The organism is Aquitalea magnusonii (assembly GCF_002217795.2).
Classification (GTDB): domain Bacteria; phylum Pseudomonadota; class Gammaproteobacteria; order Burkholderiales; family Chromobacteriaceae; genus Aquitalea; species Aquitalea magnusonii_B.
The window spans coordinates 3,792,752-3,818,515 of record NZ_AP018823.1 but is presented as its reverse complement, the minus strand read 5'-3'; the positions used below and the strand labels follow the sequence as shown (position 1 = coordinate 3,818,515).

The window sequence follows — 25,764 nt, the reverse complement described above, 5'->3', positions numbered from 1 at the left end:
TTGATTATTGAAAACGCCCTCTCGCTTTGTGCAAGGGAAGCCAGCCTCCCTTCTTCAATTGGCAGGGCAAGGGCGGGGATCGGGAATAGATGGCAGGCTGCGCAATAAAGCAGTTTGTCGGAAGGCCCCGCGTTGCCGGGTCCAATGCAACCGTGGCAAAGCACTTTGTTTGCAGCCAAAACAGGGCGGTTTTACCGCCCTGTTTTGTGTCTGGCATCAGGCCGCCGCCTGAACCAGCACCGGCTGCAACACGCGAATGACTTCCTGCGGGTCGATGCCGATCAGGAAACCGCGCTTGCCGCCATTGATATAGATGCGCGGTAGTTGGGCAATGCTGCTTTCCATATACACCGGCATCGGGTGGCGGGTGCCAAACGGGCTGGTGCCGCCCACCTGATAGCCGCTGTGCTTGTCGGCGGTTTTCGGGTCGCAGGGGCTGATCTTCTTCACCCCGATCTGCTTGGCCAGCATGCCGGTGCCCACTTCGCGGTCGCCATGCATCAGCACGATCAGCGGGTGCTTCTGTTCGTCTTCCATGATCAGGGTTTTCACCACGCAATGTTCATCCACGCCCAGTTCGCGTGCCGACACGGTGGTGCCGCCCTTGTCCTCGTATTTGTACAGATGCTCGCTGTACTCCACTTTGTGTTCGCGCAGCACGCGAATGGCCTGGGTGACTGGCGTCTTTTCCTTGGACATATCCGTCTATCTGTTACGGCAAAACGGCTACTTTAGTGGCTGTGGCGGTCAACTGCAAACCGGGTGTACGGCGCTATGCCGGCGGCGTCTGGTGACTGCGCCGCCTGCCGGTCAGGCTCAGTGTGCGGCAGGGCGGATGCTGCATAACAGTTCTTTCCCAAGCAGATGTACGCAGCTTTCCTGCTCTTCCTGACGACATAACAGCATGATCTGCATTTTCAGCCTGGAGTCTGGCACGGGCCGATAACAGACCCGGTCGGTATCAATGTGTTGCAAGCCTGCCGGTAGCAGAGCCACACCCAATCCTAGCCCCACCATGGTGATGATGGACTTCCAGCTGCGTGCCTGATGCAGGATGCGCGGATGAAACCCCGCCGCGGCGCATTGGGCCAGAATCTGGTGGTGAAAGTGTGGAGAGACTTCTGGCGCAAACAGGATGAATGGTTGCTGTTGCAGTGAGGGCAGTGCGATGCATTGTTGTGCATGCAAGGGGTGGTCAAGCGGCAGGCAGCAGACAAAGTCTTCTTCCAGCACGCGTTGCGCCAGGATGCCGGCGGGAAAGTGCGCATCATTGGCACAGCCAAGATCAATCTTCCCTTGTTCGATGGCCTGAATCTGTTCGTGGGTACCCATTTCCTTGAGCGCAATGTCCACCCCAGGATATTGGGCGGCAAAGCGTTGTACCACCTGCGGCAAGCCCAGATGCAACATCGAGTTGATGAATCCCAGGCGAATAAAGCCTTTTTTTCCCTGCGCATAGCTGTGTAGCATTTGCTGCAATTCGTCTGCACTTTCCAGCAGGCTTCTGCATTTGATCAGCAAGGCATCACCGCATTGGGTCAGCCTAACTTCCTTGCTGTTGCGCAAGAATAATTGCACCCCTATCCGTTCTTCCAGTTTCCGAATGTCAAAACTCAAGGCCGGCTGTGAAATGTGCAGCCGTTTTGCTGCCCGGCCAAAATGCAGTTCTTCAGCAACTGCAAGGAAATTACGCAATTGTCTGAGTTCCATTGCCTTCTTTCGTGGATGACGATAACGATGATTTATCGTTCGAGAATTTAAATGTATTGGACGCTGTATTGCCATGCCAATAGCCTGTTTTCCTTCATCAATCAAGCATGGCTATTGCTTGATCCGGGTGATGACTCTTGAGGAGAAAACAAATGGCAATGCATCAGGATGGTCATGGTGGAAATAATATTCCCGATAGCAGGAATTGTAATTTCTTTGCATTGGATAAAGATCTAGGTGCTTTGCTGTCCTTGCATCTTGGTGCCGATTATTATTCCGGCATCAAAAAGCAGTTGTTTGATTTGGGTGGCAGGATAACGGCGGAATTGGATGAGCTGGCATTGCTGGCTGATCGGAATCCCCCGGTGTTGTATCCACGGAATCGTCGCGCCGAGCCCGTGGATCATATTGAAAAACACCCGGCCTATATCAAGTTGGAAGAGGTAGCTTATTCAGAATTGGGTTTGGCATCGCTCAGTCATGATGGAAAAAATAACCCACCATTGCTGAAATATGCCCTGACATATCTATTTGTGCAGGCAGAATTTGGCCTGTGCTGCCCGGTCAGCATGACGGATTCACTCACCCGCACCTTGTGCAAGTTTGGCGAGCCAGACCTGGTGGCGCGCTATTTGCCTTTCCTCAGCACGCGGGATTTTGACCAGCTCTATCAGGGTGCGATGTTCATTACCGAGCAGCAGGCCGGTTCGGATGTCGGCCAGGTGGCCACCCGTGCGGTGTGCAGCCAGGCGGCTGATGGCAGCAAACAGTGGCAGCTATATGGCGACAAATGGTTCTGCTCCAATCCGGATGCCGATCTGGCCATGGTGCTGGCACGCCCGGAAGGCGCTCCCAAGGGGATACACGGCTTGGGCCTGTTCCTGTTGCCCAAGCATTTGCCGGATGGCACGCGCAATGCCTACCGCATCGTGCGGCTGAAACCGAAAATGGGCACTCGCTCCATGGCCAGCGGCGAGATTGTGCTGGAAGGTGCCACGGCTTATCTGATTGGCCAGATTGGCCGTGGCTTCCAGCAAATGGCCGACATGATCAATATGTCGCGGCTGTCCAACGGGGTGAGGTCTGCCGGGCTGATGCGCCGTGCCTTGTCCGAAGCCTTGCATGTGGCCAGCCATCGCCATGCCTTTGGCCAGCGGCTGATCGATATGCCGCTGATGCAGCGCCAGTTGCTGAAGATGCTGCTACCCACCGAGCAAGGCCGTTCCATGTTCATGCATACCGCGCAAATGCTGGGGCGGGCCGATGCCGGCGATGCCAGCGCGCAAGGCGCGGTACGGCTGCTGACGCCGTTGATCAAGTTCCGCACCTGCCGCGATGCGCGCCGGGTGACTGGGGATGCCATGGAAGTGCGTGGCGGGCTGGGTTACATCGAGGAATGGAGCGATGCCCGCATTGTGCGCGATGCCCACCTGGGCTCCATCTGGGAAGGCACCAGCAATATCGTGGCGCTGGACATCCTGCGCGCGGTGAAGCGCGCCGGGGCGCTGCCGCCCTTGCTGGCCCATGCGCTGGCCCTGCTGGACGAGGCTGGCCTGCCCGCTGCCAGTGATCACTTGTTCCGCCGCGTATTACGTCAGGCGGCTGACAATCTGCTGCAGGTGGCCGAGCGCGGCGAGGCGCAGTCCATCCGACAGGCGGGCAGCCAGTTCTATCATGTGCTGACCGCCCTGTTCATGGCCTGGGAAAGCGCCCGGCTGGCACCGGATTACCGGCGGCTGGCCATTGCCCATCTGGTATTGCGCCATCGCGTGTTGCCACGTGACCCGATGCAACTGGATGCCGACGCACTGGCACCCGCGCTGGCGGCCAAACTGCTGGAAGTCCAGCCCTGCAGCCTGGATGAAGCCATGGCCTGCCTGCCTGCAGGAGCACAGCCATGAAGCCGGCAAGCGCAGCCTTGCACGGCGTGCGGGTGCTGGACCTGAGCCGGGTCTTGGGCGGGCCGTATTGCAGCCAGGCGCTGGCCGACCATGGCGCGGATGTCATCAAGCTGGAGCCGCCCTCCGGGGATGAAACCCGTGGCTGGGGGCCGCCCTTCCTGGGCGATACCGCCTGGTATTTCGAGGGGGTCAATCGCAACAAGCGGGCCATCTGTGTCGATCTGTCGCAGGAGGCCGGTCGCGCCATTGTGTGGCAGTTGCTGGAGCAGGCCGATGTGCTGCTGGAAAACTTCAAGCCCGGCACGCTGGCGCGCTGGGGCATGGATTATGCCCGCGATCTGGCACCGCGTTTTCCGCGGCTGATTCATTGCGCCGTCACCGGCTTTGGCGCACAAGGACCGCTGGGCGGGCTGCCCGGCTACGATGCCGCCATCCAGGCGATGACCGGGCTGATGAGCGTCAACGGTGAGCAGGATGGGCCGCCATTGCGGGTGGGGCTGCCGGTGGTGGACATGGTGACCGGGCTGAATGCCTTGTCCGGCATCTTGCTGGCGTTGTATGAGCGGGAGCGCAGCGGGCTGGGGCAGTCGCTGGATATTGCGCTATACGATTGCGGTGTGTCGCTGCTGCATCCGCATCTGCCCAATTATTTTGGCTCCGGCAAGGCCACGACGCGCAGTGGCAATGCCCATCCCAATATCGCGCCCTACGACAGCTACCGCACCGCCAGCGTGCCCTTGTACCTGGCGGTGGGCAATGACCGGCAATTTGCCCGGCTGTGCCAGATGCTGGAGATCGCCAGCTTGCCTGCCGACCCGCGCTTCATCGACAACCGCAGCCGCTGTGCCCACCGTCCGCAACTCAAGCAGGCGCTGGAAGCGGCGCTCAGTCAGCACCGGGCTGAAGAGCTGGCCCCGCGCCTGCTGCACGACGGCGTGCCTTGCGCGCCGGTGCAGGGAGTGGAGCAGGTGGTGGCCCATCCGCATACCGCTTACCGCCAGTTGCTGGTGGACATGGGGGAGTACCGTGGTACCGCCTCGCCGATCAAGCTGTCCCGTACCCCGGCGCGCTATGACACGCCGCCTCCGGCCTTGGGCCAGCACAGCCGCACCGTGCTGAGTGAGCTGGGCTATGCGGACGCACAGCAACAAGCCCTGCTGGATGCCGGGGTGGTGATCAGCCACGACTGAGCCATTCCTGCCCGCTTTCTCCCGCTAACAGCCTGCGTGCCGTGCCGGGAGATGCGCCCTTTTTCTGGAGACACTATCCATGCAACACGTGCAGACCCAGGCGGACGACAAGAAAAAACCAATGCGTGCCGCCATTGCCGCCTTTGTCGGCACCACCATCGAGTGGTACGACTTTTATATCTATGGTCTTGCCGCCGCGCTGGTGTTCGGCAAGGTGTTCTTTCCGGCCACACTGGATCCGGGCGTGGCCACGCTGCTGTCCTTTGTCACGCTGTGGGCCGGTTTTATCGCCCGGCCGCTGGGCGGGGTCATTTTTGGCCACTTTGGCGACCGTATCGGTCGCAAGACCACGCTGGTGATCACCCTGATGCTGATGGGCCTGTCCACCCTGGGCATCGGCCTGCTGCCGTCCTACCAGAGCATTGGCGTGCTGGCACCCATCGGCCTGGTGCTGCTGCGCATCGTGCAGGGCATTGCCGTGGGCGGCGAGTGGGGTGGGGCGGTGCTGATTGCCAGCGAAAACGCGCCCAAGAACAAGGGCATCCTGTATGCGGCGTTTGCCCAGCAAGGCTCACCGGCGGGTAATCTGCTGGCCACGCTGGTGTTCTTCCTGCTCGGCCGCATGCCCATGCCGGAGTTTGTACAGTGGGGCTGGCGTATTCCCTTCCTGTTGTCTGCCGTGCTGGTGCTGGTGGGGCTGTTTATCCGCCTGCAACTGAGCGAATCCAAGGCCATGCAGCAGGTGATGGCCGAGAAAAAGGTAGAGCGGTTGCCGCTGCTGAGTGTGCTGCGCCAGCACGGCATGCTGGTATGGATGACCATGCTGGTGCCTACCGTCATCCACGTGACTTATCTGAAAACCACCTTCGCCCTGTCCTGGGCCACCAGCGAGCTGGGGTATGGCCGGGAAACCTTTTTGCAGATCATCCTGTGGGCCTTGGTGGTGCAGTTTGTGGTGCAGCCGTTTGGCGCAGTGCTGGTATCGCGCATGGACAAGGCCAAGGCCATTTTGTGGATCTTGCTGCCGGAATTTCTGCTGATGCCGCTGATGTTCTGGGCCATCTCCACCGGCAGCTACTGGCTGGCCGTGACTGCCATGTGCCTGGCCACCATTCCGCATTCCATGTTTTACGGTGCGATTGGCGGCCTGCTGGCCCAGGCTTTTCCGGTGCAACTGCGCTACACCGGCATGTCCTTTTCCTACCAGCTATGTTCCCTGCTGATTGGCGGCGGCACACCGGTGCTGGCGCAATGGCTGCTTAATGTCACTGGCGGCATCAGCTGGGTGGCGGTCATTTCTGGCTGTTATGCACTGGTGTCGCTGTTCAGCACCCTGTGGCTGCTCAAACGCATTCCGGAGCCGGATGCGCAGCCAGCCGGCGTGGCGCACACCCCGCTTGCCGCTGCAACAACCGCACAGCCGCGTTGATCCATCCAGCCGCCAGGAGAAACAAGCATGCCTTATGCCGATATCCCCGATTTATTGCAGTGTGCCGCTCCGGTGGAGGGGGTGCTGACCCTCACCCTGCACCGTCCTGCGCTGCGTAATGCCTTGTCCACCCCCTTGCTGCAGGCCTTGGTACAGGTGCTGGCGCGCGCCGAACAGGACGATGCCGTGGCGGTGGTGGTGTTGAGCGGTGGCGACAAGGTGTTTGCCGCCGGGGCCGATCTGGCCGAGATGGCGGACAAGAAGCTGCCCGCCATGCTGTGCGATGAACGCCCGGCGCTGTTTGCCGCCATTGCCCGCTTTCCCAAGCCGCTGCTGGCTGCCGTGTGTGGCTATGCGCTGGGTGGCGGCTGCGAACTGGCCATGCACGCCGACATCATCATTGCCGGGGAATCAGCCTGTTTCGGCCAGCCGGAAATCAAGCTGGGCATCATGCCGGGGGCCGGTGGCACCCAGCGCCTGCTGCGTGCGGTGGGCAAGTCGCTGGCGATGAAAATGGTGCTCAGCGGCGACTTTATCGGGGCCGAAGAAGCCAGGCAGGCCGGGCTGGTGGCCGAGGTATGGCCGGATGCCGATTGCCTGCCCAAGGCGCAGGCACTGGCTGCGCGTATTGCGCGGCAAGCCCCGCTGGCCTTGCGTCTGGCCAAGGCGGCCTTGCTGGCGGCCCAGGAAACCGGCCTGTCCGCCGGGCTGGCACAGGAGCGTGCCCATTTTGTCACGCTGTCGGCCAGCCAGGACCGGCAGGAGGGCATCCGCGCCTTTCTGGAAAAACGTTCGCCACAGTGGCAGGGCTGCTAGTCCGTCTTCATCCCCATTTCGCACAGAGAGAAGCCATGCAACACGCTCTTTCCTTATCCCGCCCGGTGGCGATCATCGGCAGTGGCGTGATGGGCCGTGGCATCGCCATGGTGGCTGCTGCGGCAGGCCATCAGGTCTGTTTATATGATGCCAATGGCCATGCCAGCGCGCAGGCGGTGGCAACCATCCAGCAGCAGTGGCAGCGCCAGGCCGACAAAGGCAAGTTATCTGCAGAAGAGGTGGCGCACTTGTGCGCACGGCTGTCCCGTGCCGAACAACTGCAGCAACTGGCCGATGCCGGCTTGGTGATTGAAGCCATTGTCGAAGACCTGGCCGCCAAGCAGGCCTTGTTTTGCCAGTTGGAGCAAATCGTGGCTGTGGACTGCCTGCTGGCCAGCAATACCTCCTCACTGTCCATCAGCGCCATTGCCGCCGCCATGGCCGCGCCGCAGCGGCTGGTGGGCATGCACTTCTTCAACCCGGCTCCGGCCATGCGGCTGGTGGAAATTGTCCACGGCCTGGCCACCGATGCCGATCTGCTGGCGCAAGTGCGCGCCACCGCCCGCGCCTGGGGCAAGGAGACGGTGCTGGTGCGCTCCAGCCCCGGTTTCATCGTCAACCGCATTGCCAGACCGTTTTATCTGGAAAGCCTGCGTTGCTTGCAGGATGGTCTGGCCGATTGCGCCACGCTGGACCGCCTGTTGCAGCACAGCGGTGGCTTTCGCATGGGGCCGTTTGCCTTGATGGACCTGATCGGCCTGGATGTGAATCTGGCAGTGCATCGTTCCATCTGGCAGGCCATGTGTTACGACCCGCGCTACACCCCGCTGTGGATTCAGCAGGAAATGGTGGCGGCCGGCTGGCTGGGCCGCAAAAGCGGTCGCGGTTATTACCGCTATCCGCAGGATCAGACCGCCGAGCCGGACCGCTTGCACGTCGGCCAGCCCGACTGCCGCCAGATCATCTGCAATCCGGCGCAGCCGGTGGCTGTCGTGCTGGCGCAACGGTTGCAGCAGGCCGGAGTGCAACTGGCGCCGCAACACGCGGCGGCGGACTGGCTGTTCCGCATCGGCAGCGCGCATGTCTGCTTGAGCGATGGCCGCCCGGCTGCCCAGCGTGAGCAGGCGGAGCAGCAACCCTGCCTGCTGCTGGATCAGGCTTTTGATTTTCAGCACGTCAGCCTGCTGGCCGCCCAGTCCAGCCCCGGCCTGTCACCGGCGCAGCGGCAGGCGCTGGAACAACTGCTGAATGCAGCAGGCATCCGCCTGTGTCATCTGCCGGATGCCGCCGGGCTGCCGGTATTGCGCACGGTGGCCATGCTGGTCAACGAAGCGGCAGACGTGCTGCAGCAAGGCCTGGCCAGCGCGGAGGATATCGACCACGCCATGTGTCTGGGCCTGAATTATCCACAAGGCCCCTTGGCCTGGGGCCGACGGCTGGGCTATGGCTGGCTGGCCCAGGTGCTGCGCCACCTGGCGGATTACCACGGCGATGGCCACTACCGTGTTGCCGGCTGGCTGCAGCAACAGGCCTTTTCTTCCCTGTCATCCCCTGCCGAGGTGCTGTAATGCAAGACGCTTATATTTGTGATGCCGTGCGTACTCCGATTGGCCGCTATGGCGGCAGCCTGTCCTCCATCCGCTGTGACGATCTGGCCGCCTTGCCCTTGCGCGCCTTGCGCGCGCGCCATCCGGAGCTGGATTGGGGCGTGCTGGATGATATCTGGCTGGGTTGTGCCAATCAGGCCGGCGAGGACAACCGCAATGTGGCGCGCATGGCGGGCTTGCTGGCCGGTCTGCCGATGACGGTTGCCGGGGTGACGCTGAACCGCCTGTGCGGTTCCGGTATGGATGCCGTGGGCAGCGCCGCGCGCTGCATCGCGCTGGGCGAAGCCGATTTGCTGCTGGCCGGCGGGGTGGAGAGCATGTCGCGCGCACCCATGGTGCTGGGCAAGGCCGCGCAGGCGTTTGAGCGCACGCAGGCGCTGTTTGACACCACCATCGGTTGGCGCTTTATCAATCCCTTGATGGCAAAGCAGTTTGGCACCGACTCCATGCCGCAAACCGCCGACAATGTAGCCGCCGCCTTTGGCATCAGCCGGGCCGATCAGGACCGCTTTGCCTTGCAGTCGCAGCAACGCTGGCAGGCGGCGCAGCAGCAAGGGCGGTTTGCCGCGGAAATCATCCCGGTGACGCTGTCGCGTCCGCGCCAGCCAGAGCGGGTGTTTGATTGCGACGAGCACCCGCGCCCGGAGGTGACGCTGGAAGGGCTGGCCAAGCTGTCTGGCATCAATGGCAAGGAGCTGTCGGTGACGGCTGGCAATGCCTCCGGGGTGAATGACGGTGCTTGCGCGCTGCTGCTGGCCTCGGCGCGTGCGGTGCAGCAGCACGGCCTGCGCCCCTTGACCCGCGTGCTGGGCATGGCCTGCGCCGGGGTGGAACCACGGCTGATGGGCATCGGCCCGGTGCCAGCCAGCCGCAAACTGTTGCAGCGGCTGGGGTTGCGGCTGGAGCAAATGGACGTGATTGAAATCAACGAAGCCTTTGCCGCCCAGGCACTGGCGGTGCTGCGCGAGTTGGGTCTGCCGGAGGATGCTGATTACATCAATCCCAATGGCGGGGCGATTGCCATGGGCCATCCGCTGGGCATGAGCGGCGCACGCTTGTTGGCCACCGCCAGTTACGAGCTGCAACGCCGCCAGGGCCGTTATGCCTTGTGCAGCATGTGTATCGGCGTGGGGCAGGGCATTGCCGTGGTGCTGGAGCGGGTCAGCTAGAGCGGCGCAGCCTGCGGTACAGGCGCCAGCCCAGCAACACCGCCAGCACTACGGCGTAGAACATGGGCTGGGTGAGGTCTTTCTTCACCAGCCACCAGTAGTGCAGCACGCCCAGCAGCGCCACCGGGTAAACCAGCTGGTGCAGCTTGCCCCAATTGCGTTTCAGCCGTTTCATCCAGCCCTGGGTGGAGGTGATGGCCAGCGGCGTCATCAGCAGCATGGCGGCAAAGCCCACGGTAATGAAGGGGCGCTTGATGATGTCGTGCAGCATGCCCGGCCAGTCAAAAAACTGATCCAGCCACACATAGGTGCTCAGGTGCAGGCTGCCATAAAAGAAAGCATACAGGCCCAGCATGCGGCGCAGGCGCAGCGGCCAGCCCCAGCCGGATAGCTGGCGCAAGGGGCTGATGGCCAGGGTGATCAGCAGGAAGCTCAGCGTCCAGGTGCCGGTGGAGCGGGTGATGAACTCCACCGGGTTGACGGCGTCGCCGGACAGCACAATCCACGCCGCGCGGGCCAGTGGCAGCAGGCAGAGTACAAAGACCGCAATCTTCAGCCAGTTGAAGCGGGCAGGCTGGCGGGCGGCAGCAGGGTTTTTCATGCGCAGGGTAGTCATGTCAGAAGTTCTTGCGCAGGTCCATGCCACGGTACAGGCTGGCCACCTGATCGCCATAGCCGTTGAACATCAGCGTCTTGCGCTTGAGGAATTCGCCGATGCGCCGCTCGCTGGCCTGGCTCCAGCGCGGGTGGTCCACTTCCGGGTTCACATTGGAATAGAAGCCGTACTCGTGGGCATTGGCCATATTCCAGCTGGTGGCGGGCATTTGCTCTTGCAGATGGATGCGCACGATGGACTTGATGCTCTTGAAGCCGTATTTCCACGGCACCACCAGGCGGATGGGCGCGCCGTTCTGGTTGGGCAGCACATCGTTGTACAGGCCGACGGCCAGGATGGTGAGCGGATGCATGGCTTCATCCATGCGCAGGCCCTCGCGGTAAGGCCAGTCCAGTACGCGGCTGCGCTGACCGGGCATCTCGGACGGGCGTTGCAGGGTTTCGAAGGCCACGTATTTGGCGCGCGAATTGGGTGCTACTTGTTTAAGCAGGCTGGAGAGCGGAAAGCCTATCCACGGAATCACCATGCTCCAGCCTTCCACGCAGCGCAGGCGGTAAATGCGTTCTTCCAGCGGCTGCTTCAGCAGTTCTTCGATGCCAAAGCTGCGCGGCTTGCCCACTTCACCGTCCACTACCACATTCCACGGCCGGGTTTTCAAGGAACCGGCGTACATGGCCGGTTCGCTCTTGTCGGTGCCAAACTCGTAGAAATTGTTATAGCTGCTGATGTCTTTCAGGCTGTTGGGCTTGTCGCTGGTGGACAGCGGGCTTTTCTTGCTGGCTAGTGCGGCCAGGGTTTCGCCGGACAGCAGCAGGCCGGCACTACCCAGCATGAACTGGCGGCGGTTGAAATACACGCCTTCGGGGGTGATTTCCGAAGGCTGGATGTCGGCGGGTTTCTTGATGAGCATGATGGTTTCTCCAGTGCTGTGCTTCTTTGTCGCAGCAACAGGGAGAATCTGACATGCAATCTTTACGATTGTTCAGGCTGGTTTGATAGCCAATGGCTAATTTGTGTTAAGCCGCCGCTCGTTAACGGAATAACGCTGCGCTCAGGCCGCCTGTGCCGACCAGCACCGCCCCAGCGCGCTGCCCTGGCCACCATCGCGCGCCAGCAACTGGCCAATGGCTTGCAGAGCAGTCCAGCGCGGGCCGCACCAGTCCGGCGCAATCAGGGTGGGGGCCTGCGCGGTGGCGGAAATGCGGTGGAACACCACCTCCGGCGGGGTATGGCGAATCAAGGAAGCGGCCAGGTGCGCGTAATCACCCAGCGCCATGGCCGAGACTTCACCACGCTGATGCTGGGCGGCCATGCGGCTGCCACGCACAATCATCAGCGGGTGCAGCTTCAGCCCCTGCACACCGATTTCCAGCACGGTATCCAGCGTGGCATGCACATCGGCGGCATCTTCACCGGGCAGACCGGCAATCAGGTGGGTACATACCTTGAGGCCATGCTGCTGGGCGCGGCGCACCGCATCGCGGTAATCGGCCAGGGTGTGGCCGCGCAGGATGCGGCGCTGGGTGTGGTCATGCGCGGTTTGCAAGCCCAGCTCCAGCCACACTTCCTTGCCGGCAGCCTGATAACTGGCCAGCAGCTCCAGCGCGCTGTCCGGCACGCAGTCCGGCCGGGTGCCCACGCACAGGCCCACCACATCCGCAGCGGTGGTGGCTTCGTCATATAGCTCGCGCAGGCGGCTGACTTCGGCATAGGTGCTGGTGTAGGCCTGAAAATAGGCCAGATAACGGCGCGCGCGGTCGGTCTTGTCCTTTTCGCGGGCAATCTGGCCGCTGATGGACAGTTCGGCGGCATCGCGGCCAAAGCTTTTGACATTACAGAAGGTGCAGCCGCCCCGGCCCAGGGTGCCGTCGCGGTTGGGGCAGGTAAAGTCACCGGCCAGTGACAGCTTGTGTACCGCCTGGCCGTGACGGCGCTTGAGGTAATGGCCAAAGGTATGCAGGTGAGCGGTAAGGTCCATGGTGCTAAACGGCAGAGTGCAGGCAGAAAAGCCCACAGCTTAGGCCGTTTGCCCCGGCATGGCCCTGTGCCATATCAAGGCTTGCGCCTTAGAGCTGGTGAAAGCCCAGCCAGTACAGCAGCACGAAAATGGCCGAGGCGGCCAGCAAGGCGGTGGCCAGCGTGCTGACGAATTCGCGCAGGCTGGCCCGCTGACGCCGGTCCAGCAGCCAGCGTGCGATGGCATACAGCACGGCAAACAGCAGCAACAGGCGGAACAGGCGACCGATCATGGCAGGGACGGGGTAAGAAAACCGGGCCGATTATGCGGTGCATGCGAAACGGTAGCAAGCAAGGCTATGGATATAATCGGCCAGACAGGCGATGATAGCAGCCGTAGCCTACAGGAGGCCCCGCAACGAGAATGGCCGGCAAGGCCGCCGGCGGGGCAATAATCAATAGAGGCCTTTTTTGTTATGTCTGATCTGACAAGGTCCGTCGGCATCGTACAGGCGCAGACAGCGGTATTCGATACCCCGCTGCAACTGGCCAGCGGTGCCGTACTGCCTGATTACCAGCTGTGTTTTGAAACCTATGGCACGCTCAATGCCGCGCGCAGCAATGCCATCCTGATCTGCCATGCGCTGTCCGGCCACCACCATGTGGCGGGGCGCTACACGCCGGAAGATAAGGCGGCAGGCTGGTGGGACAATATGGTGGGGCCGGGCAAACCCATCGATACCGACCGCTTCTTTGTGGTGGGGGTAAACAATCTGGGCGGCTGCCACGGCAGTACCGGCCCGTCCTCCATCAACCCGGCCACCGGCCAGCCCTGGGGGTCTTCCTTCCCGGTGGTGACGGTGCCGGACTGGGTGCGCTCGCAAGCGCGACTGGCCGACCGGCTGGGCATAGACCGCTGGGCCGCCATCATCGGTGGCAGCCTGGGCGGCATGCAAACCCTGCAATGGAGCATCGATTACCCGGAACGGGTGGCGCATGCACTGGTGATTGCGTCTGCACCCAAGCTGTCGGCACAGAACATTGCCTTCAACGATGTCGCCCGTCAGGCCATCCTTACCGACCCGGATTTCCACGGCGGCGACTACTACGCCCACGATGCCATTCCGCGGCGTGGCCTGCGGCTGGCGCGCATGCTGGGCCATATCACCTATCTGTCCGATGACGGCATGGGGGAGAAATTCGGCCGCATGCTCAAAAGCGGCGATTACCAGTTTGGTTACGAGGTGGAATTCGAAATCGAATCCTACCTGCGTTATCAAGGCGACAAGTTCTCTGATTATTTCGATGCCAACACCTATTTGCTGATGACCAAGGCACTGGATTACTTCGACCCGGCCAAGGACCTGAACGACGACCTGGTGGCGGCGCTGAGAAAAGCCAGCGCCCGTTTCATGGTGGCCAGCTTTACCTCGGACTGGCGTTTTTCGCCGGAGCGTTCGCGCGAAATCGTCAAGGCGCTGGTGGCGGCGGACAAGGAAGTGGTGTACGGCGAAATCGAATCGGTACACGGCCATGATGCCTTCCTGATGCTGGATGCGCCCTATGTCAACCTGATGCGCGCCTATCTGAACCGTGTGGCCGAGGAGGTGAACGCATGAGCACTGCCAACACTTTGCGGGCCGACCTGCAACTGATTGCCGACTGGGTAGCCCCTGCCAGCCGGGTGCTGGACCTGGGCTGCGGCGATGGTGCCTTGCTGTCCTGGCTGAACCGCCATAAAGCCGTGCGCGGCTATGGCGTGGACTTTGACGTCAACAATGTGGTGCGCTGCGTGCAAGCCGGCGTCAACGCCATCCAGGGCAACCTGGAAACCGGTCTGGCCGAGTTTGAAGACCAGCGTTTCGACCATGTGGTGTTGTCGCAAACCATTCAGGCCATGCACAATACCGAGCAGATTCTGGTGGAAATGCTGCGTGTGGGCCGCGAGGCCATCGTCACCTTCCCCAACTTTGGCTACTGGGAAAACCGCTGGCAAATCCTGCAAGGCCATATGCCGGTGTCGGAAACCATCCCTTACCAGTGGTACAACACGCCTAACATCCATTGGTGCATGCTGGGTGACTTTGAGGCGCTGTGTGCCAAGAATGGTATCCAGGTGCTGGAGCGGGTGGTGATGAACGAAGGCAAGCGCATTCTCTTTCTGCCCAATCTGCGCGGCAGCCTGGCGTTTTACCGGGTGGCGCGCCAGCCTGCCTGATCATTGATAACCCACTAAGAGCCGCCAACAAAACCGCGTAGCGCCCCTGAGGCAAAGCGCCGGGCAAGGAGGCAGCACGCAGCAGCAGGTTTCTTTTGTTTGCGGCTCTGCAGGCAGCGGTGGCTGCCTGTTTGCATTAGCGGCTCCGGTCGCAAGGATACATGACGCACACTTCCGTTCACTGGCGGCAGGCCATCCTGTCGCCTCGCATGCTGATCTGCATCTGTACCGGCTTTGCTTCCGGCCTGCCGCTTTATCTGCTGATCAATCTGTTGCCCGCCTGGTTGCGCAGCGAAGGGGTGGATCTAAAAGCCATCGGCCTGTTTGCCCTGATCGGCCTGCCTTATACCTGGAAATTCCTCTGGTCGCCGTTGCTGGATCGCTTTGTCCCGCCGCTGTTGGGACGTCGCCGCGGCTGGATGCTGCTCAGCCAACTGGCCTTGCTGGTGAGCATGGCCTTGTTCGGTCTGTTTGATCCACGGCTGCAATTGCAAGCGATTGCCGCGCTGGCCGCGGTGGTGGCCTTCTTCTCGGCCAGCCAGGACATCGTGCTGGACGCTTACCGGCGCGAGCTGCTGCCGGATGCCGAGCTGGGGCTGGGCAACTCGGTACATATCAATGCCTACCGTCTGGCCGGATTGGTGCCGGGTGCCTTGTCGCTGATTCTGGCCGATCACACCAGTTGGGCCAATGTATTCATCATCACCGCGCTGTTCATGCTGCCGGGGCCGATCATGACCCTGCTGGTGTCTGAACCCAGGCTGGCCGCTGCGCCACCCAAAACCCTGCGCGAGGCGGTGGTGGAGCCGTTTGAGGAATTCGTCCACCGCCAGGGTTGGCACAGCGCCGCCACCATTCTGGGTTTCATCTTCCTGTACAAGCTGGGCGACAGCATGGCCACCGCGCTGGCCACGCCGTTTTATCTGGACATGGGCTTTGCCAAGTCGGAGATCGGCCTGGTAGCCAAGAATGCCGGCTTGTGGCCGGCGGTGATCGGCGCGCTGCTGGGCGGGGTGTGGATGCTCAAGCTGGGCATCAACCGCGCGCTGTGGCTGTTTGGCGTGGTGCAGGTATTGTCGATTCTGGGTTTTGCCTGGCTGGCCAGCTATGGCCATTTTCAGCAGATCGGCTCCACACAACTGGCGCAACTGGCGGTGGTCATCGGTTTCGAGGCACTGGGTGTGGGCCTGGGCACGGCAGCCTTTGTCGCCTTTATTGCCCGCACTACCCACCCGGCCTATACCGCCACCCAGTTTGCCCTGTTTACCAGCTTGTCGGCGGTGCCGCGTACCTTCGCTAATGCGGCCACCGGTTTTATTGTCAATCAAGTGGGTTGGGTGGGTTTTTTCCTGCTGTGTACCCTGCTGGCGTTGCCCGGCATGTTGTTGCTGCTGAAAGTTGCCCCGTGGCGGGGGGATGATTTGAGCGAGGAAGCATCATGAAAACCGCAATCACCTTGTTGTTGAGTGTGCTAAGCCTGCCGGCGCTGGCTGCACCGGGGCCGGAAGCTGTGCCGGAACCTGCCGCGCCACCCGCAGGCAATACGGTGGTATTGCAAAAGGTGGATTACCAGTGCGCCGCCCAGCGCACGGTCAGCGTGGAATATCCGCAGTCGGAAGTGGAAGACGTGGTGCCCATCCGCATCAGCTGGCATGGCCGCCATTACCGGCTGGTGCGGGTGAGCAGTGCCAGCGGCGCGCGCTATGCCAGTCAGCAACTGGTGTGGTGGAACAAGGGCGAGCAGGCAATCTTGCTGACCCGTGGCGGGCGCACACTGGCGCGCGATTGCCAGCCCTTGCTGGTCGCCGCCACCCCGGTTCCCACCACGCCGGCACCATGAAAAAACCGGCCCTCAAGGCCGGTTTTGCTGTGTGCCAGCAGTCGCGTTGTCTCAGGCTTTTTTGTGGTGCAAATCCGGCAGCAGCACGGTAATGATGCCCAGCAGCGGCAGGTAGGCGCATAGCTGATAGACGGTTTCGATGCCGTAGTGGTCGGCCACCTTGCCCAGTACCGCCGCACCAATGCCGCCAATGCCGAAGGCAAAGCCGAAGAACAGCCCGGACACCATGCCCACCTTGCCCGGCACCAGCTCCTGCGCATACACCAGGATGGCGGAGAAGGCCGAAGCCAGGATGAAGCCGATGATGAAGGACAGCACGCTGGTCCAGAACAGGTCCACATGCGGCAGCGCGAGGGTAAACGGGGCCACACCCAGAATCGAGAACCAGATCACCCGCTTGCGGCCAATGGCATCGCCAATCGGCCCGCCCAGTACGGTACCGGCAGCGACGGCAAACAGGAAGATGAACAGATGCAGTTGTGCCGCCTGCACCCCCAGCCCGAAGTGCTGCATCAGGTAGAAGGTGAAATAGCTGGTAATGCTGGTGAGGTAGAAATACTTGGAGAACACCAACAGCACCAGCACGCCCAGTGTGAACGCCGTGCGCTGCGGCGACAGACCGGTGGCCACGACGGCCTTGTGTGCCTTGGCGGTGCGCTGCTGGTGGGCATACCAGTTACCAATGCGCCACAGCACCAGCATGCCCAGGAGAGCCGCCAGCGAAAACCACGCCAGGCTGGGCTGACCATAGGGAAACACCACCAGTGCGGCCAGCAAGGGGCCGGTGGCGGTGCCGGCATTGCCGCCCACCTGAAACAGTGATTGCGCCAGGCCGTGGCGACCACCGGAGGCCATGCGTGCCACACGGGAGGATTCCGGATGGAAGATGGACGAGCCGGTGCCGACCAGCGCGGCGGCCATCAGCAGCACCGGATAGCTGGACGCCACCGACAGCAGCAACAGGCCGCACAGGGTGGCGCCCATGCCGAAAACCAGCGAATAGGGCAGCGGCCGCTTGTCGGTGTAAATGCCCACCAGCGGTTGCAATAGCGAGGCGGTACACTGGTAAACCAGCGTCATCAGGCCGATCTGGGCAAAGCTCAGATGAAAGCCGCCCTTGAGTACCGGGTAGATGGCCAGAATCAGCGACTGCAACATGTCGTTGAGGAAATGGGTAAAGCTGATGGCACCCAAAACCCGGAAGCGGGTGTCCTGCGGCGGGGCCATGCTCTGGCTGGCGCTTGTCATGATGATGTCGTCTTGTGGTGGAGGGTTCATCATGCTATCAAGGGCTATTCCTGCCCGTCTTGCGCATTCGGGGCGATCATCTTTTAGAAAATGACAGTCATGAATGATTATCTACATCTGCACCAGTACGACACCGGTATCGCCCCGGTCGTGGCCAAGGCGCGTGATTACCCAGCGGGTGAAAACACGCCGCGCCATGCCCACCCCACGGCGCAACTCTTGTATGCGGTGGAAGGCGTGATGGTGGTGAGCACGGCGCTGGGGCAGTGGATCGTGCCGCCTACCCGTGGCATCTGGCTGCCAATCGACACCTGGCACCAGGTGCGGATGATCAGCGCAGTGCGCATGCGCACGGTGTATGTGCGCAAGGATAGTCTGGAAGGCCTGCCGCAGGAGTGCCGGGTGCTGGCCATCTCCCCCTTGCTGCGCGAGCTGATTCTGGCGGCAATGAGCATCGCCGTACCCTATGCACCGGATTCACGCGATGAGCGGCTGATGAAGCTGCTGCTGGATGAAATCCGCAGCCTGCCCACGCTGGCCTTGTCCCTGCCACGGCCGCAAAGCCCGGCCTTGCAAGGTTTGTGTGATGTATTGCTGGCCGAGCCGGCGGATGCCCGTTCGGTGGAGGAGTGGGCCACGCAACTGGCGATGGACCCACGCACCTTGCAGCGGCGCTTCAGCCGGGAAACCGGCTTGTCACTGGGGCAGTGGCGGCGGCAGGCACGGCTGATTGCCGCGCTGGAAAAACTGGCCTGCGGGGCCAGCGTGCTGGAAGTGGCACTGGACCTGGGTTATGCCAGCCCCAGTGCCTTTGCCACCATGTTCAAGCGCGAACTGGGCGTATCGCCCAGCAGCTTTTATGCCCCGCTGCCGGATGATGATTACGCGGTGATATGTGGGGGTTAGGGCAGGGCGCGGCGCAGCGCGTCCAACTGGGTCAGGCTTTCGTCCAGAATCAGCAATTGCAGCATCTGCTCGGCCAGCGCCTCCTTGCCACCCCGGTAAGCCTGGGCAAAGGCATCCACGGCGGTGGCATCCAGCAAGTTGTCGGTCTGGCGGCTCAGCCGGCTGCCAAGGCCGGCAAAACGCTCGGCCAGACTGGTTTTCAGCCAGCCGGCAAGCGGCGGGTTGAAGCCGCGTTTCTTGCGCTGGAAAAAGTCGGCCGGCAGGGCCGGGTGCATGGCGCGGCGGAAAATCAGCTTGGCAGGCTGGGTGTAGCGCTCGGCGTCAGTCGTGGCCAGCAGATGCTGGTACAAGCCGTGGTCCAGCAGCGGGGCGCGGCCTTCCAGCCCGTGCGCCATGGTACACAGGTCCGACTTTTGCAGGATGTAGTCCGGCAGGTAATTGGCGAAGTCGATGGCCAGCAGGCTTTGCAGGCCGGGGATGGCATCGCTGGCCTCCGGGCCGATATCGTCCGCTGCGCGCCAGTAGCTCAGTTTTTGTAGCTCCCGCCCTGCTTGCAGGTAGCGGCGCTGGCCTGGGGTCATGCCGGAAAAACGCAGCGAATAGGCCTCCGTCCAGCTCATCGCCAGTTCGGTACCCAGCTTGCCCTGTTTGCCGTCCAGTGAGGGACGGATGCCCAGCGGCAGTTGCAGGTGACGCCGCCAGCGGGTGCGCAGGTGCTTGTTCATGCGCTTGTAACCGGCCAGCAGCTCATCACCGCCATCGCCCACCAGCACCACTTTTACATGCTTGCTGACCTCGCGTGCCAGATACCAGGTGGGAAAGCTGGACGGGTCGGCAAAGGGCTGGTCCAGATCGGCCACAATGCGCGAGAAATCCGCCGCCAGATTTTCCGGCATGTCGATGCGGATATTGCTCAGCCCCATGCGCTGGGCGGAATCTGCCGCGTCGACCGATTCATCCAGCGTGCTGCCGGGAAAGGCCGCGGTAAAGGTGGAAAACTGCTGATAGCCCTGGGTGGCCAGTCGGCTGGCAATCAGGGTGGAGTCAATGCCACCGGACAGCAGCACGCCCAGCGGGCGGTCGGCCACGGTACGCATGGCTACGGCGCGGTCCAGCTCGGGCAGCCAGTCACCCGCCGTGGCCTGCGGTTGCCAGTAGCGACGTTTCTTCAATTGACGACTGGCAAGGTCGAACTCCAGGCAATAGCCGTTTTCCAGCCGCTGGATGTTTTCGAATACGGTGGCCGGTGCCGGGATATAGCGGTGCGCCAGATAGGCGTCGATGGCGGCTGGGCTGAACTGGCGGGCAGGCAAAGGCAGAAAGGGCAGCACCGAACGCACCAGCGAGCCGAAGGCCAGATTGCCATCCAGCAGCGCATACAGCAGCGGTTTTTCGCCCATGCGGTCGCGTGCCAGATGCACCTTGCCCTGGCGCAGGTCGAGAATGGCAAAGGCAAACATGCCGCGCAGGCGCGCCAGCAAGCCGTCAATGCCCCAGGCTTCGTAAGCCCGCAGGATGAATTCGGTATCGGAATGGGTGCGGAACACCGCGCCGGCCTGTTCCAGCTCGCGCTTGCTGTCTTCCCAGTCGTACACCTCGCCGTTGTAGCAGATCCATACCTGGCCATCGTCGTTGTGCATCGGCTGGTCGGCCTCGGGGCGCGGGTCGATGATGGACAGGCGTGCATGCAGCAAGGCGTTGTGGATATTGTCCGCTCCTGCCTGTCCTCCTTGCGCATCCAGCCGTAGCTGGTGGGCGGCATCCGGGCCGCGCCTGGCCAGCTCCAGCAGCATGGCATCGGCGGTGGCTGCTGCCACTGGGTGTCGGGAGAAGAAACCGGCGATTCCGCACATAAAGCATGATCCTGATCCTGGCCGTGGCAGCGTGCCGACGGCCAGTCGTGGCGAACAAGGGAAAACCGGCTGGCGATGCAAGCTGGTGCAACCGGTCGGTGTCAACAGACAGCCTGGCTGTCTGGCGCAGTGCCTAGCCGTGTTGGGCTGGCAGTGTCTGCTGCAGTCGCAACGCCGCTTCGGCCAGGCGTTTGCCCTGGGCCAGCGCCAGCTTGCGCTCGTCTTCGGACAGCGCCCGGTCGTTCTGCACGCCAGCCACATGGCTGACGCCGTAAGGCGTGCCGCCGCTCTGGGTGGCGGCCAGCGGCGGCTCGGCGTAAGGCAGGCCGATAATCAGCATGCCGTGGTGCAAGAGCGGCAGCATCATGCTCAGCAAGGTGGATTCTTGCCCGCCGTGCATGGAGGAGGAACTGGTAAACACGCAGCCGGGTTTGCCGGCCAGCGCACCTGCCATCCATTCACCGCTGGTGCTGTCGATGAAGTACTTCATGGCCGCCGCCATATTGCCAAAGCGGGTGGGGCTGCCCAGTGCCAGGCCGATGCACTCGGCCAGATCGCTTTTTTCCACATAGGGTGCGCCGCTGGCCGGGATGGCGGGGGCGCTGGCTTCGCACACGGTGGATACCTTGGGCACGGTACGCAGCCGTGCCTGGCAGCCCGGCACGCTTTCGATGCCACGGGCAATCAGGCGGGCTAGTTCGGCAGTGGCACCATGCTGGCTGTAATAGAGAACAAGAATGTCTTGCACGGCAATGTCCAGTGATATGTCATCGTCAGCCGATGACTTCGATAACAGGCTGCATGATACCAGTTTCCAATCGTTAATTTGTATGAAGACCGTGTGCAAAACATGACGCCAGCAGGGTTTTTGCCTGCGGCAGCCGCTCGGCACTGCGCAATCGCGGCCACTGTTGCTTGCCAGTTGCGGGTGGCTGCATTACCTTGCGCCTCATGAAACTGCTGCACAGATACGCTACCCAAGCGGGCTTTGTCGGTTTCCTGGTCAGACGCATGGGCAGCCATCGCGTGATGCAGGTAGCCGGCAGCCTGACCTTTACCACCCTGTTGGCGCTGGTGCCGCTGTTCACCATTGCGCTGACGGTGATTTCCGCCTTTCCGGTGTTTGCCGATTACAGCACCCGTTTCAAGGTGATGCTGCTGTCCACCCTGGTGCCGGAATTCGCCGGCAAGGTGATTTCCGTCTACATGCGCCAGTTTGCCGACAATGCGGAAAAACTGACCGCGGCCGGCATCGTGATGCTGGGCGTGACGGCGCTGATGCTGATGTCCACCATCGAGCGCACTTTCAATGCCATCTGGAGTGTGCGCCGTGGCCGTCCCTGGCTGCAGCAGAGCATGGTGTACTGGACGGTGCTGACGCTCGGTCCGCTGGTGCTGGGCGGTGGCCTGCTGTCCTGGCGCTGGCTGCTCAAGTTCAGCCGCTTTGAAAAGACCATGCCGCTGCTGGCCAGCACGCTGGGGGCCGGCGGCACCATTTTGCTGACCGGCATCGTGCTGTCGCTGTTGTACCGCATTGTGCCCAACCGCTTTGTCCCCATCCGCCACGCGGTGCTGGGGGCGATGATTACGGCGGTGCTGCTGGAGCTGACCAAGCTCGGCTTCGGCTATTACATCGGCCAGGTGGCCAGCTACCAACTGGTGTATGGGGCGTTTGCCAGTATTCCGATTTTTCTGCTGTGGGTGTACTGCCTGTGGATGGTGGTGTTGGCCGGGGCGGTATTCACCGCCTCCCTGTCTTACTGGGAAGGCGGAGCCTGGCGGCGGCGCTTTGAGCCGCGGCGGCGCTTTCTGGACGCGGTGGAGGTGTTGCTGATGCTGGATGCGGCCCAGGCGCAAGGCTGCAGCCTGACGCCGGTACAACTGCGCCAGCAGGTGAAGATCGGCTACGACGAGCTGGGCCTGGTATTGGACAAGCTGGCACAGCATGGCTATGTGCAAAAAGGCCAGCGCGATGGCTGGGTGTTGATGCGCAAGCTCTCCACGGTGCAGCTGTCCGATTTGTTCCAGCTATTTGTGTACCGGGCAGATCTGGCCAATGACGATGATGTCGGCCAGGGCATTGAAGCCTTGCTCGGCAGCGTCACCGAGCGGCTTCAGGCGGTATCGCTGGATGACTTTGCCCGCCGGCTGGGGCGGAAGTAGTCGGTATTTCGGTAGAAAGCCGCTTGTTCATTGTCCGGCCACCAGCCGGGAATGCCCAGCAGCGGCAGCGGCCATAGCTGGCGCGGACTGCTCAGCCAGTTGTCATCGGCCAGCCGCGTGGCCAGCAGCGCATCCAGTTGCTGGCATTGCTGCCTTGGGCTGGCATTGAAAAAATCATCCGCCACGGGTAGCAGCAAGGCCTTGCCGCACCAGCCGATATGCGGCTGCAGGCCAACTTCGAAGATGGCGTGTCCCAGCGTATGTACGCTGATCTGCCGTCCCCAGGCGGCCCGCTCCTCAACAAACAGCGTCTGCCACTGCATGTCGTCCAGCGCCTGGCCCAGTTCCGGGCGGGAGCAGGCCACAATCACCCCGCATTCATCCAGCAAGGTGGCGGCATCGCGGCGCGGCCCGCGCTTTATCTCACCCGCGGCAATGGCCCGCACATGACGCGCATTCAGCGCCGCCTTGCTTAGCGGCCAGGCCAGCCAGGCCAGCGCATTGAACCAGTCATGCCAGTTGCCGCTGCGGGTGGGGATTTCACCTGTGCGGCCGATGTGCATTTCATAGTAGCTATCGGCTTGCAGATCGCAGCAGAAGCGCAGGCTTGCCGGCAGGGGGGCGTGTGTACGAGCCAGTTGCAATAGCTGGTCGTAATCCTGCTGTGTCGGCCAGTTGGCCAGTGGCAGCAGGTCGGCCAAGCCGACCAGCGGCTGGTATAGCGGATGGGTGAGGTAATCGGTACGCCAGTGGTTCACGGCAGCGGCCATTGCGGAAAAAGGCGTATCTTAGAACCTGCCCGGTGCGGTGGGATAGTCCGGCCTGCGTCAGCAGCACTCAGTCCGTCTTGCCTGTCAGGTCGTGACAGACCTGGTTACGCCCCTGGTGTTTGGCCTGGTACAGCAGTTTGTCTGCGCGTTTTAGCAGGTCGTCCACATGCTGGTCGCTGTCGCGCAGCAAGGACAGGCCAATGCTGACCGTGTAGCGAATCGGCTGGCCATTGACGTCCACCACGCTGTCGTTGACGGCCATGCGTAGTCGCTCGGCCACGGTCAGTGCATGCGGGCTGTCGGTATCCGGCAGCAAGACGGCAAATTCCTCACCGCCCAGCCGGCCTGCCAGATCGCTTGTGCGCAGCATCTGGCGGCACAACTGGGCAAAATGGCTGATGACCTGATCGCCTGTCGCATGGCCATGGGCATCGTTGATGTTCTTGAAGTGGTCCAGATCCATCATCAATACCGCCATGCCATGACCGCTACGCTGGCTGCGCTTGAGTTCGCGTGCGGCCTGTTGCAGGAAATGGCGGCGGTTGTCCAGGCGGGTCAGTTCGTCCATGGTGGCCAGCTGAAACAGCTTTTTCTCGTGCTGGTCGCGCTGCAGGGCAATGGCGGTGATGTGCGAGCTGCGATGGACCAGGCGCATCTCGTCCGGATTCGGCGTACGCGGCTCATTGTAGTAAATGGCAAAGGTGCCTAGTAGTTCGCGCTGGCTGCTGAACAGCGGGGTGGACCAGCAGGCACGCAGGCCGAAGGGGCGGATCAGCTCCAGATAAGGCTGCCACAGCGGGCTGTTTTCCATGTCATCAACGATGATGGTGCGCTTGAAATAAGCTGCGGTGCCACAGGAGCCCACTTCCGGCCCGATGGCAATCCCTTCGATGATGGCAATGTATTCGGCTGGCAGCTTGCGGCCAGAGGCGACATGCAGGTGCTGGCGGTCTTCGGTCAGCAGCATCACCGAACAGCGTCCGCCGGTGAGCTGGGATTCGATCATGGTACAGATCTGGCCCAGAATGTCCTCCAGCGGCTGATTGGCGGCAATCATCTCCATCACCGCATTTTCTTCGCTCAGCAGGCGGTTAGCCTGCCGGCTGTCGGTAATTTCACGGTCTACCGACAGAATGCTGGTCAGCCTGCCGTTGCTGTCGAATTCGGGAAACAGGCGGGTTTCAAAAATGTAGCGCCGGTTGTGCGACAGCACATCCATTTCAAAACAACGTGGTTCGCCGCTGTTGATCAGGTGATGGCACTCCTGCTCGAACTGTTTTGCCACCGCCTCCGGCCACCCCTTTTCATGAATGGTTTTGCCGATATGTTCGTCCCGAATCATCGCCGAATAGCGACTGACACTGCGGTTGATGAACTGGCAGCGCAGTTCCAGATCGTAACGGGCAATGATGTCACTGGAGTTTTCCACCAGGGTGCGGAACTCCAGCTCGCGCCGGCGCATGGCGGCCTCGGCCAGCTTGCGCGGGGTGATTACCTGGCTGAAGGCCTGCACATGGCGTGGGCGGGTAAGCGGATCGACAATCTGAAAGATCTGCTCCAGCCATTCCCAGTGCTGGTCGGCATGTTGCATGCGGTACTCCAGATCCTGTCCGGCAGCCGTGTCGGCACTGAGGTTCTGCAGCATGTTTTCCAGCAACTGGCGGTCTTCCGGATGCACCCGTTGCTGCCATGTATCCAGACTGATGGTGTCCTGCTCGGGCGGCAGGCCCAGCAAGGTGTGCAGTGCGCCGGGACTGCAGATCACCCTGGCCTGCTCCAGATCGAACTCGCACAGTCCAATGCGCGCACTCTCCAGCGCCGTGACCATGGCGGGCGTCAGCGTGGCTGCCGGGGTAATGCAGTCGGTGGCATGCAGCAGCAGCACCCGCCAGTGCGCGGGCAGGGTATCCGCCGGCAGCACCAACTGCTGCACGCCCAAGCGCAATGGCCCTTGTGCCCGGTCTTGCCAGTCAAGGAAATAAGGCGGCGACAGCAATGCGGTTTGCTGCCGCAGTTGCTGGCACAGTGCGGCAGGCAGTCCGCTGTCATCCAGGCTGTGCGGCTGCCGGCCCAACAGGGTGGCACAGCCCTGTCCTGCAGCCTGAACCCGGCCATGTGCATCCAGCGCCAGCAGCGCATCGGTGGAGTGTTGCACATGAAAACGCAGGGTATCAATGCGCAGCCGTGACTGGCGCTGACGCTGCCAGAGACTACCCAGCCAGATGCCTATCGCCAGGAACACCATCCCGGCCAGCGGCCAGTCCCACGGGGCATGCCCATACCCCTCAGCTGCCGCCAATGTCACGCCAGCGGCAGGCAGCAGGGCGGCACCGCTTGCTGCGACAGCCAGGGCCATCGCTGATCTGGAATTA

23 protein-coding genes are annotated in these 25,764 nt (G+C 62.1%); 12 read left to right on the top strand and 11 right to left on the bottom strand.

Annotated features, from left to right (window positions below; genetic code table 11):
- Window positions 1–216: 216 nt before the first annotated feature.
- Together ybaK and DLM_RS17960 are read right to left on the bottom strand one after the other, a co-directional pair.
- Window positions 217–699, bottom strand: a complete 483-nt coding sequence (gene ybaK / locus DLM_RS17965; protein WP_089083612.1) for a Cys-tRNA(Pro) deacylase — start codon at window positions 697–699, stop codon at window positions 217–219.
- A gap of 117 nt (window positions 700–816) precedes the next feature.
- A complete protein-coding gene (locus tag DLM_RS17960) occupies window positions 817–1,815 on the bottom strand; it encodes a LysR family transcriptional regulator (protein WP_145985885.1) in 999 nt (332 codons plus the stop codon).
- 47 nt (window positions 1,816–1,862) lie between these two features.
- Here DLM_RS17960 and DLM_RS17955 point away from each other — a divergent pair, with 47 nt between their 5' ends.
- From DLM_RS17955 to pcaF, 6 genes are all read left to right on the top strand, one after another.
- Window positions 1,863–3,611 carry an acyl-CoA dehydrogenase family protein gene (locus DLM_RS17955; protein WP_089083610.1) on the top strand — a complete coding sequence of 583 codons (1,749 nt, stop codon included), beginning with the start codon at window positions 1,863–1,865 and terminating at the stop codon, window positions 3,609–3,611.
- On the top strand, window positions 3,608–4,801 hold the full coding sequence (locus tag DLM_RS17950; protein ID WP_089083609.1) for a CaiB/BaiF CoA transferase family protein: 1,194 nt from the start codon (window positions 3,608–3,610) through the stop codon (window positions 4,799–4,801). Before DLM_RS17955 ends, DLM_RS17950 begins: the two co-directional genes overlap by 4 nt.
- A 79-nt stretch (window positions 4,802–4,880) precedes the next feature.
- Window positions 4,881–6,230: an MFS transporter gene (locus tag DLM_RS17945; protein WP_089083608.1), complete on the top strand. Its 1,350-nt coding sequence runs from the start codon at window positions 4,881–4,883 to the stop codon at window positions 6,228–6,230.
- Between the two features lie 27 nt (window positions 6,231–6,257).
- Window positions 6,258–7,046, top strand: coding sequence for an enoyl-CoA hydratase-related protein (locus DLM_RS17940; RefSeq protein ID WP_089083607.1), 789 nt, complete (start codon window positions 6,258–6,260; stop codon window positions 7,044–7,046).
- Window positions 7,047–7,081: 35 nt separating this feature from the next.
- Window positions 7,082–8,614, top strand: coding sequence for a 3-hydroxyacyl-CoA dehydrogenase (locus DLM_RS17935; protein ID WP_089083606.1), 1,533 nt, complete (start codon window positions 7,082–7,084; stop codon window positions 8,612–8,614).
- The gene (gene pcaF / locus DLM_RS17930) at window positions 8,614–9,822 is read left to right on the top strand and encodes a 3-oxoadipyl-CoA thiolase (protein ID WP_089083605.1); all 1,209 of its coding nucleotides are present in this window, start codon (window positions 8,614–8,616) and stop codon (window positions 9,820–9,822) included. The genes DLM_RS17935 and pcaF overlap by 1 nt, the downstream gene beginning before the upstream one ends.
- Here pcaF and DLM_RS17925 read toward each other — a convergent pair.
- The 4 genes from DLM_RS17925 to DLM_RS17910 all read right to left on the bottom strand — a co-directional run bounded on the left by DLM_RS17925 (window position 9,815) and on the right by DLM_RS17910 (window position 12,687).
- Window positions 9,815–10,438 carry a sulfite oxidase heme-binding subunit YedZ gene (locus tag DLM_RS17925; RefSeq protein ID WP_089083604.1) on the bottom strand — a complete coding sequence of 208 codons (624 nt, stop codon included), beginning with the start codon at window positions 10,436–10,438 and terminating at the stop codon, window positions 9,815–9,817. The two genes, pcaF and DLM_RS17925, sit on opposite strands and share 8 nt — an antisense overlap.
- A 1-nt stretch (window position 10,439) precedes the next feature.
- Window positions 10,440–11,348, bottom strand: a complete 909-nt coding sequence (msrP, locus tag DLM_RS17920) for a protein-methionine-sulfoxide reductase catalytic subunit MsrP (RefSeq protein ID WP_089083603.1) — start codon at window positions 11,346–11,348, stop codon at window positions 10,440–10,442.
- Between the two features lie 141 nt (window positions 11,349–11,489).
- Window positions 11,490–12,416 (bottom strand): TIGR01212 family radical SAM protein, encoded by a 927-nt coding sequence (locus DLM_RS17915; protein WP_089083602.1) that lies wholly within the window; start codon window positions 12,414–12,416, stop codon window positions 11,490–11,492.
- Between the two features lie 88 nt (window positions 12,417–12,504).
- Complete coding sequence (locus DLM_RS17910) at window positions 12,505–12,687, bottom strand: protein MIGRI (protein ID WP_089083601.1); 183 nt, start codon at window positions 12,685–12,687, stop codon at window positions 12,505–12,507.
- A 183-nt stretch (window positions 12,688–12,870) separates the two neighbouring features.
- On the opposite strand from DLM_RS17910, the gene metX reads away from it, so the two are divergent.
- From metX to DLM_RS17890, 4 genes are all read left to right on the top strand, one after another.
- Entirely contained in the window at window positions 12,871–14,013 is a 1,143-nt protein-coding gene (metX, locus tag DLM_RS17905; protein WP_089083600.1) for a homoserine O-succinyltransferase MetX, read from the top strand.
- Entirely contained in the window at window positions 14,010–14,612 is a 603-nt protein-coding gene (gene metW / locus DLM_RS17900) for a methionine biosynthesis protein MetW (protein ID WP_089083599.1), read from the top strand. The genes metX and metW overlap by 4 nt, the downstream gene beginning before the upstream one ends.
- A gap of 161 nt (window positions 14,613–14,773) precedes the next feature.
- The gene (locus DLM_RS17895; protein WP_089083598.1) at window positions 14,774–16,054 is read left to right on the top strand and encodes an AmpG family muropeptide MFS transporter; all 1,281 of its coding nucleotides are present in this window, start codon (window positions 14,774–14,776) and stop codon (window positions 16,052–16,054) included.
- Complete coding sequence (locus DLM_RS17890) at window positions 16,051–16,452, top strand: MliC family protein (RefSeq protein ID WP_089083597.1); 402 nt, start codon at window positions 16,051–16,053, stop codon at window positions 16,450–16,452. The genes DLM_RS17895 and DLM_RS17890 overlap by 4 nt, the downstream gene beginning before the upstream one ends.
- A 51-nt stretch (window positions 16,453–16,503) precedes the next feature.
- On the opposite strand, the gene DLM_RS17885 is transcribed toward DLM_RS17890, so the two are convergent.
- Window positions 16,504–17,733 carry an MFS transporter gene (locus tag DLM_RS17885; protein WP_269461334.1) on the bottom strand — a complete coding sequence of 410 codons (1,230 nt, stop codon included), beginning with the start codon at window positions 17,731–17,733 and terminating at the stop codon, window positions 16,504–16,506.
- Window positions 17,734–17,799: 66 nt separating this feature from the next.
- Here DLM_RS17885 and DLM_RS17880 point away from each other — a divergent pair, with 66 nt between their 5' ends.
- The gene (locus tag DLM_RS17880; protein ID WP_089083596.1) at window positions 17,800–18,606 is read left to right on the top strand and encodes an AraC family transcriptional regulator; all 807 of its coding nucleotides are present in this window, start codon (window positions 17,800–17,802) and stop codon (window positions 18,604–18,606) included.
- On the opposite strand, the gene asnB is transcribed toward DLM_RS17880, so the two are convergent.
- Window positions 18,603–20,459, bottom strand: coding sequence for an asparagine synthase (glutamine-hydrolyzing) (gene asnB / locus DLM_RS17875; RefSeq protein ID WP_089083595.1), 1,857 nt, complete (start codon window positions 20,457–20,459; stop codon window positions 18,603–18,605). The two genes, DLM_RS17880 and asnB, sit on opposite strands and share 4 nt — an antisense overlap.
- 133 nt (window positions 20,460–20,592) lie before the next feature.
- On the bottom strand, window positions 20,593–21,207 hold the full coding sequence (wrbA, locus tag DLM_RS17870) for an NAD(P)H:quinone oxidoreductase (protein ID WP_089083679.1): 615 nt from the start codon (window positions 21,205–21,207) through the stop codon (window positions 20,593–20,595).
- A gap of 203 nt (window positions 21,208–21,410) precedes the next feature.
- On the opposite strand from wrbA, the gene DLM_RS17865 reads away from it, so the two are divergent.
- Window positions 21,411–22,622, top strand: a complete 1,212-nt coding sequence (locus tag DLM_RS17865) for a YihY family inner membrane protein (RefSeq protein ID WP_089083594.1) — start codon at window positions 21,411–21,413, stop codon at window positions 22,620–22,622.
- On the opposite strand, the gene DLM_RS17860 is transcribed toward DLM_RS17865, so the two are convergent.
- Together DLM_RS17860 and DLM_RS17855 are read right to left on the bottom strand one after the other, a co-directional pair.
- Window positions 22,574–23,380: a DUF3025 domain-containing protein gene (locus tag DLM_RS17860; RefSeq protein WP_231959891.1), complete on the bottom strand. Its 807-nt coding sequence runs from the start codon at window positions 23,378–23,380 to the stop codon at window positions 22,574–22,576. The two genes, DLM_RS17865 and DLM_RS17860, sit on opposite strands and share 49 nt — an antisense overlap.
- 79 nt (window positions 23,381–23,459) lie before the next feature.
- Window positions 23,460–25,748 carry a sensor domain-containing diguanylate cyclase gene (locus DLM_RS17855; RefSeq protein ID WP_089083592.1) on the bottom strand — a complete coding sequence of 763 codons (2,289 nt, stop codon included), beginning with the start codon at window positions 25,746–25,748 and terminating at the stop codon, window positions 23,460–23,462.
- Window positions 25,749–25,764: the final 16 nt, after the last annotated feature.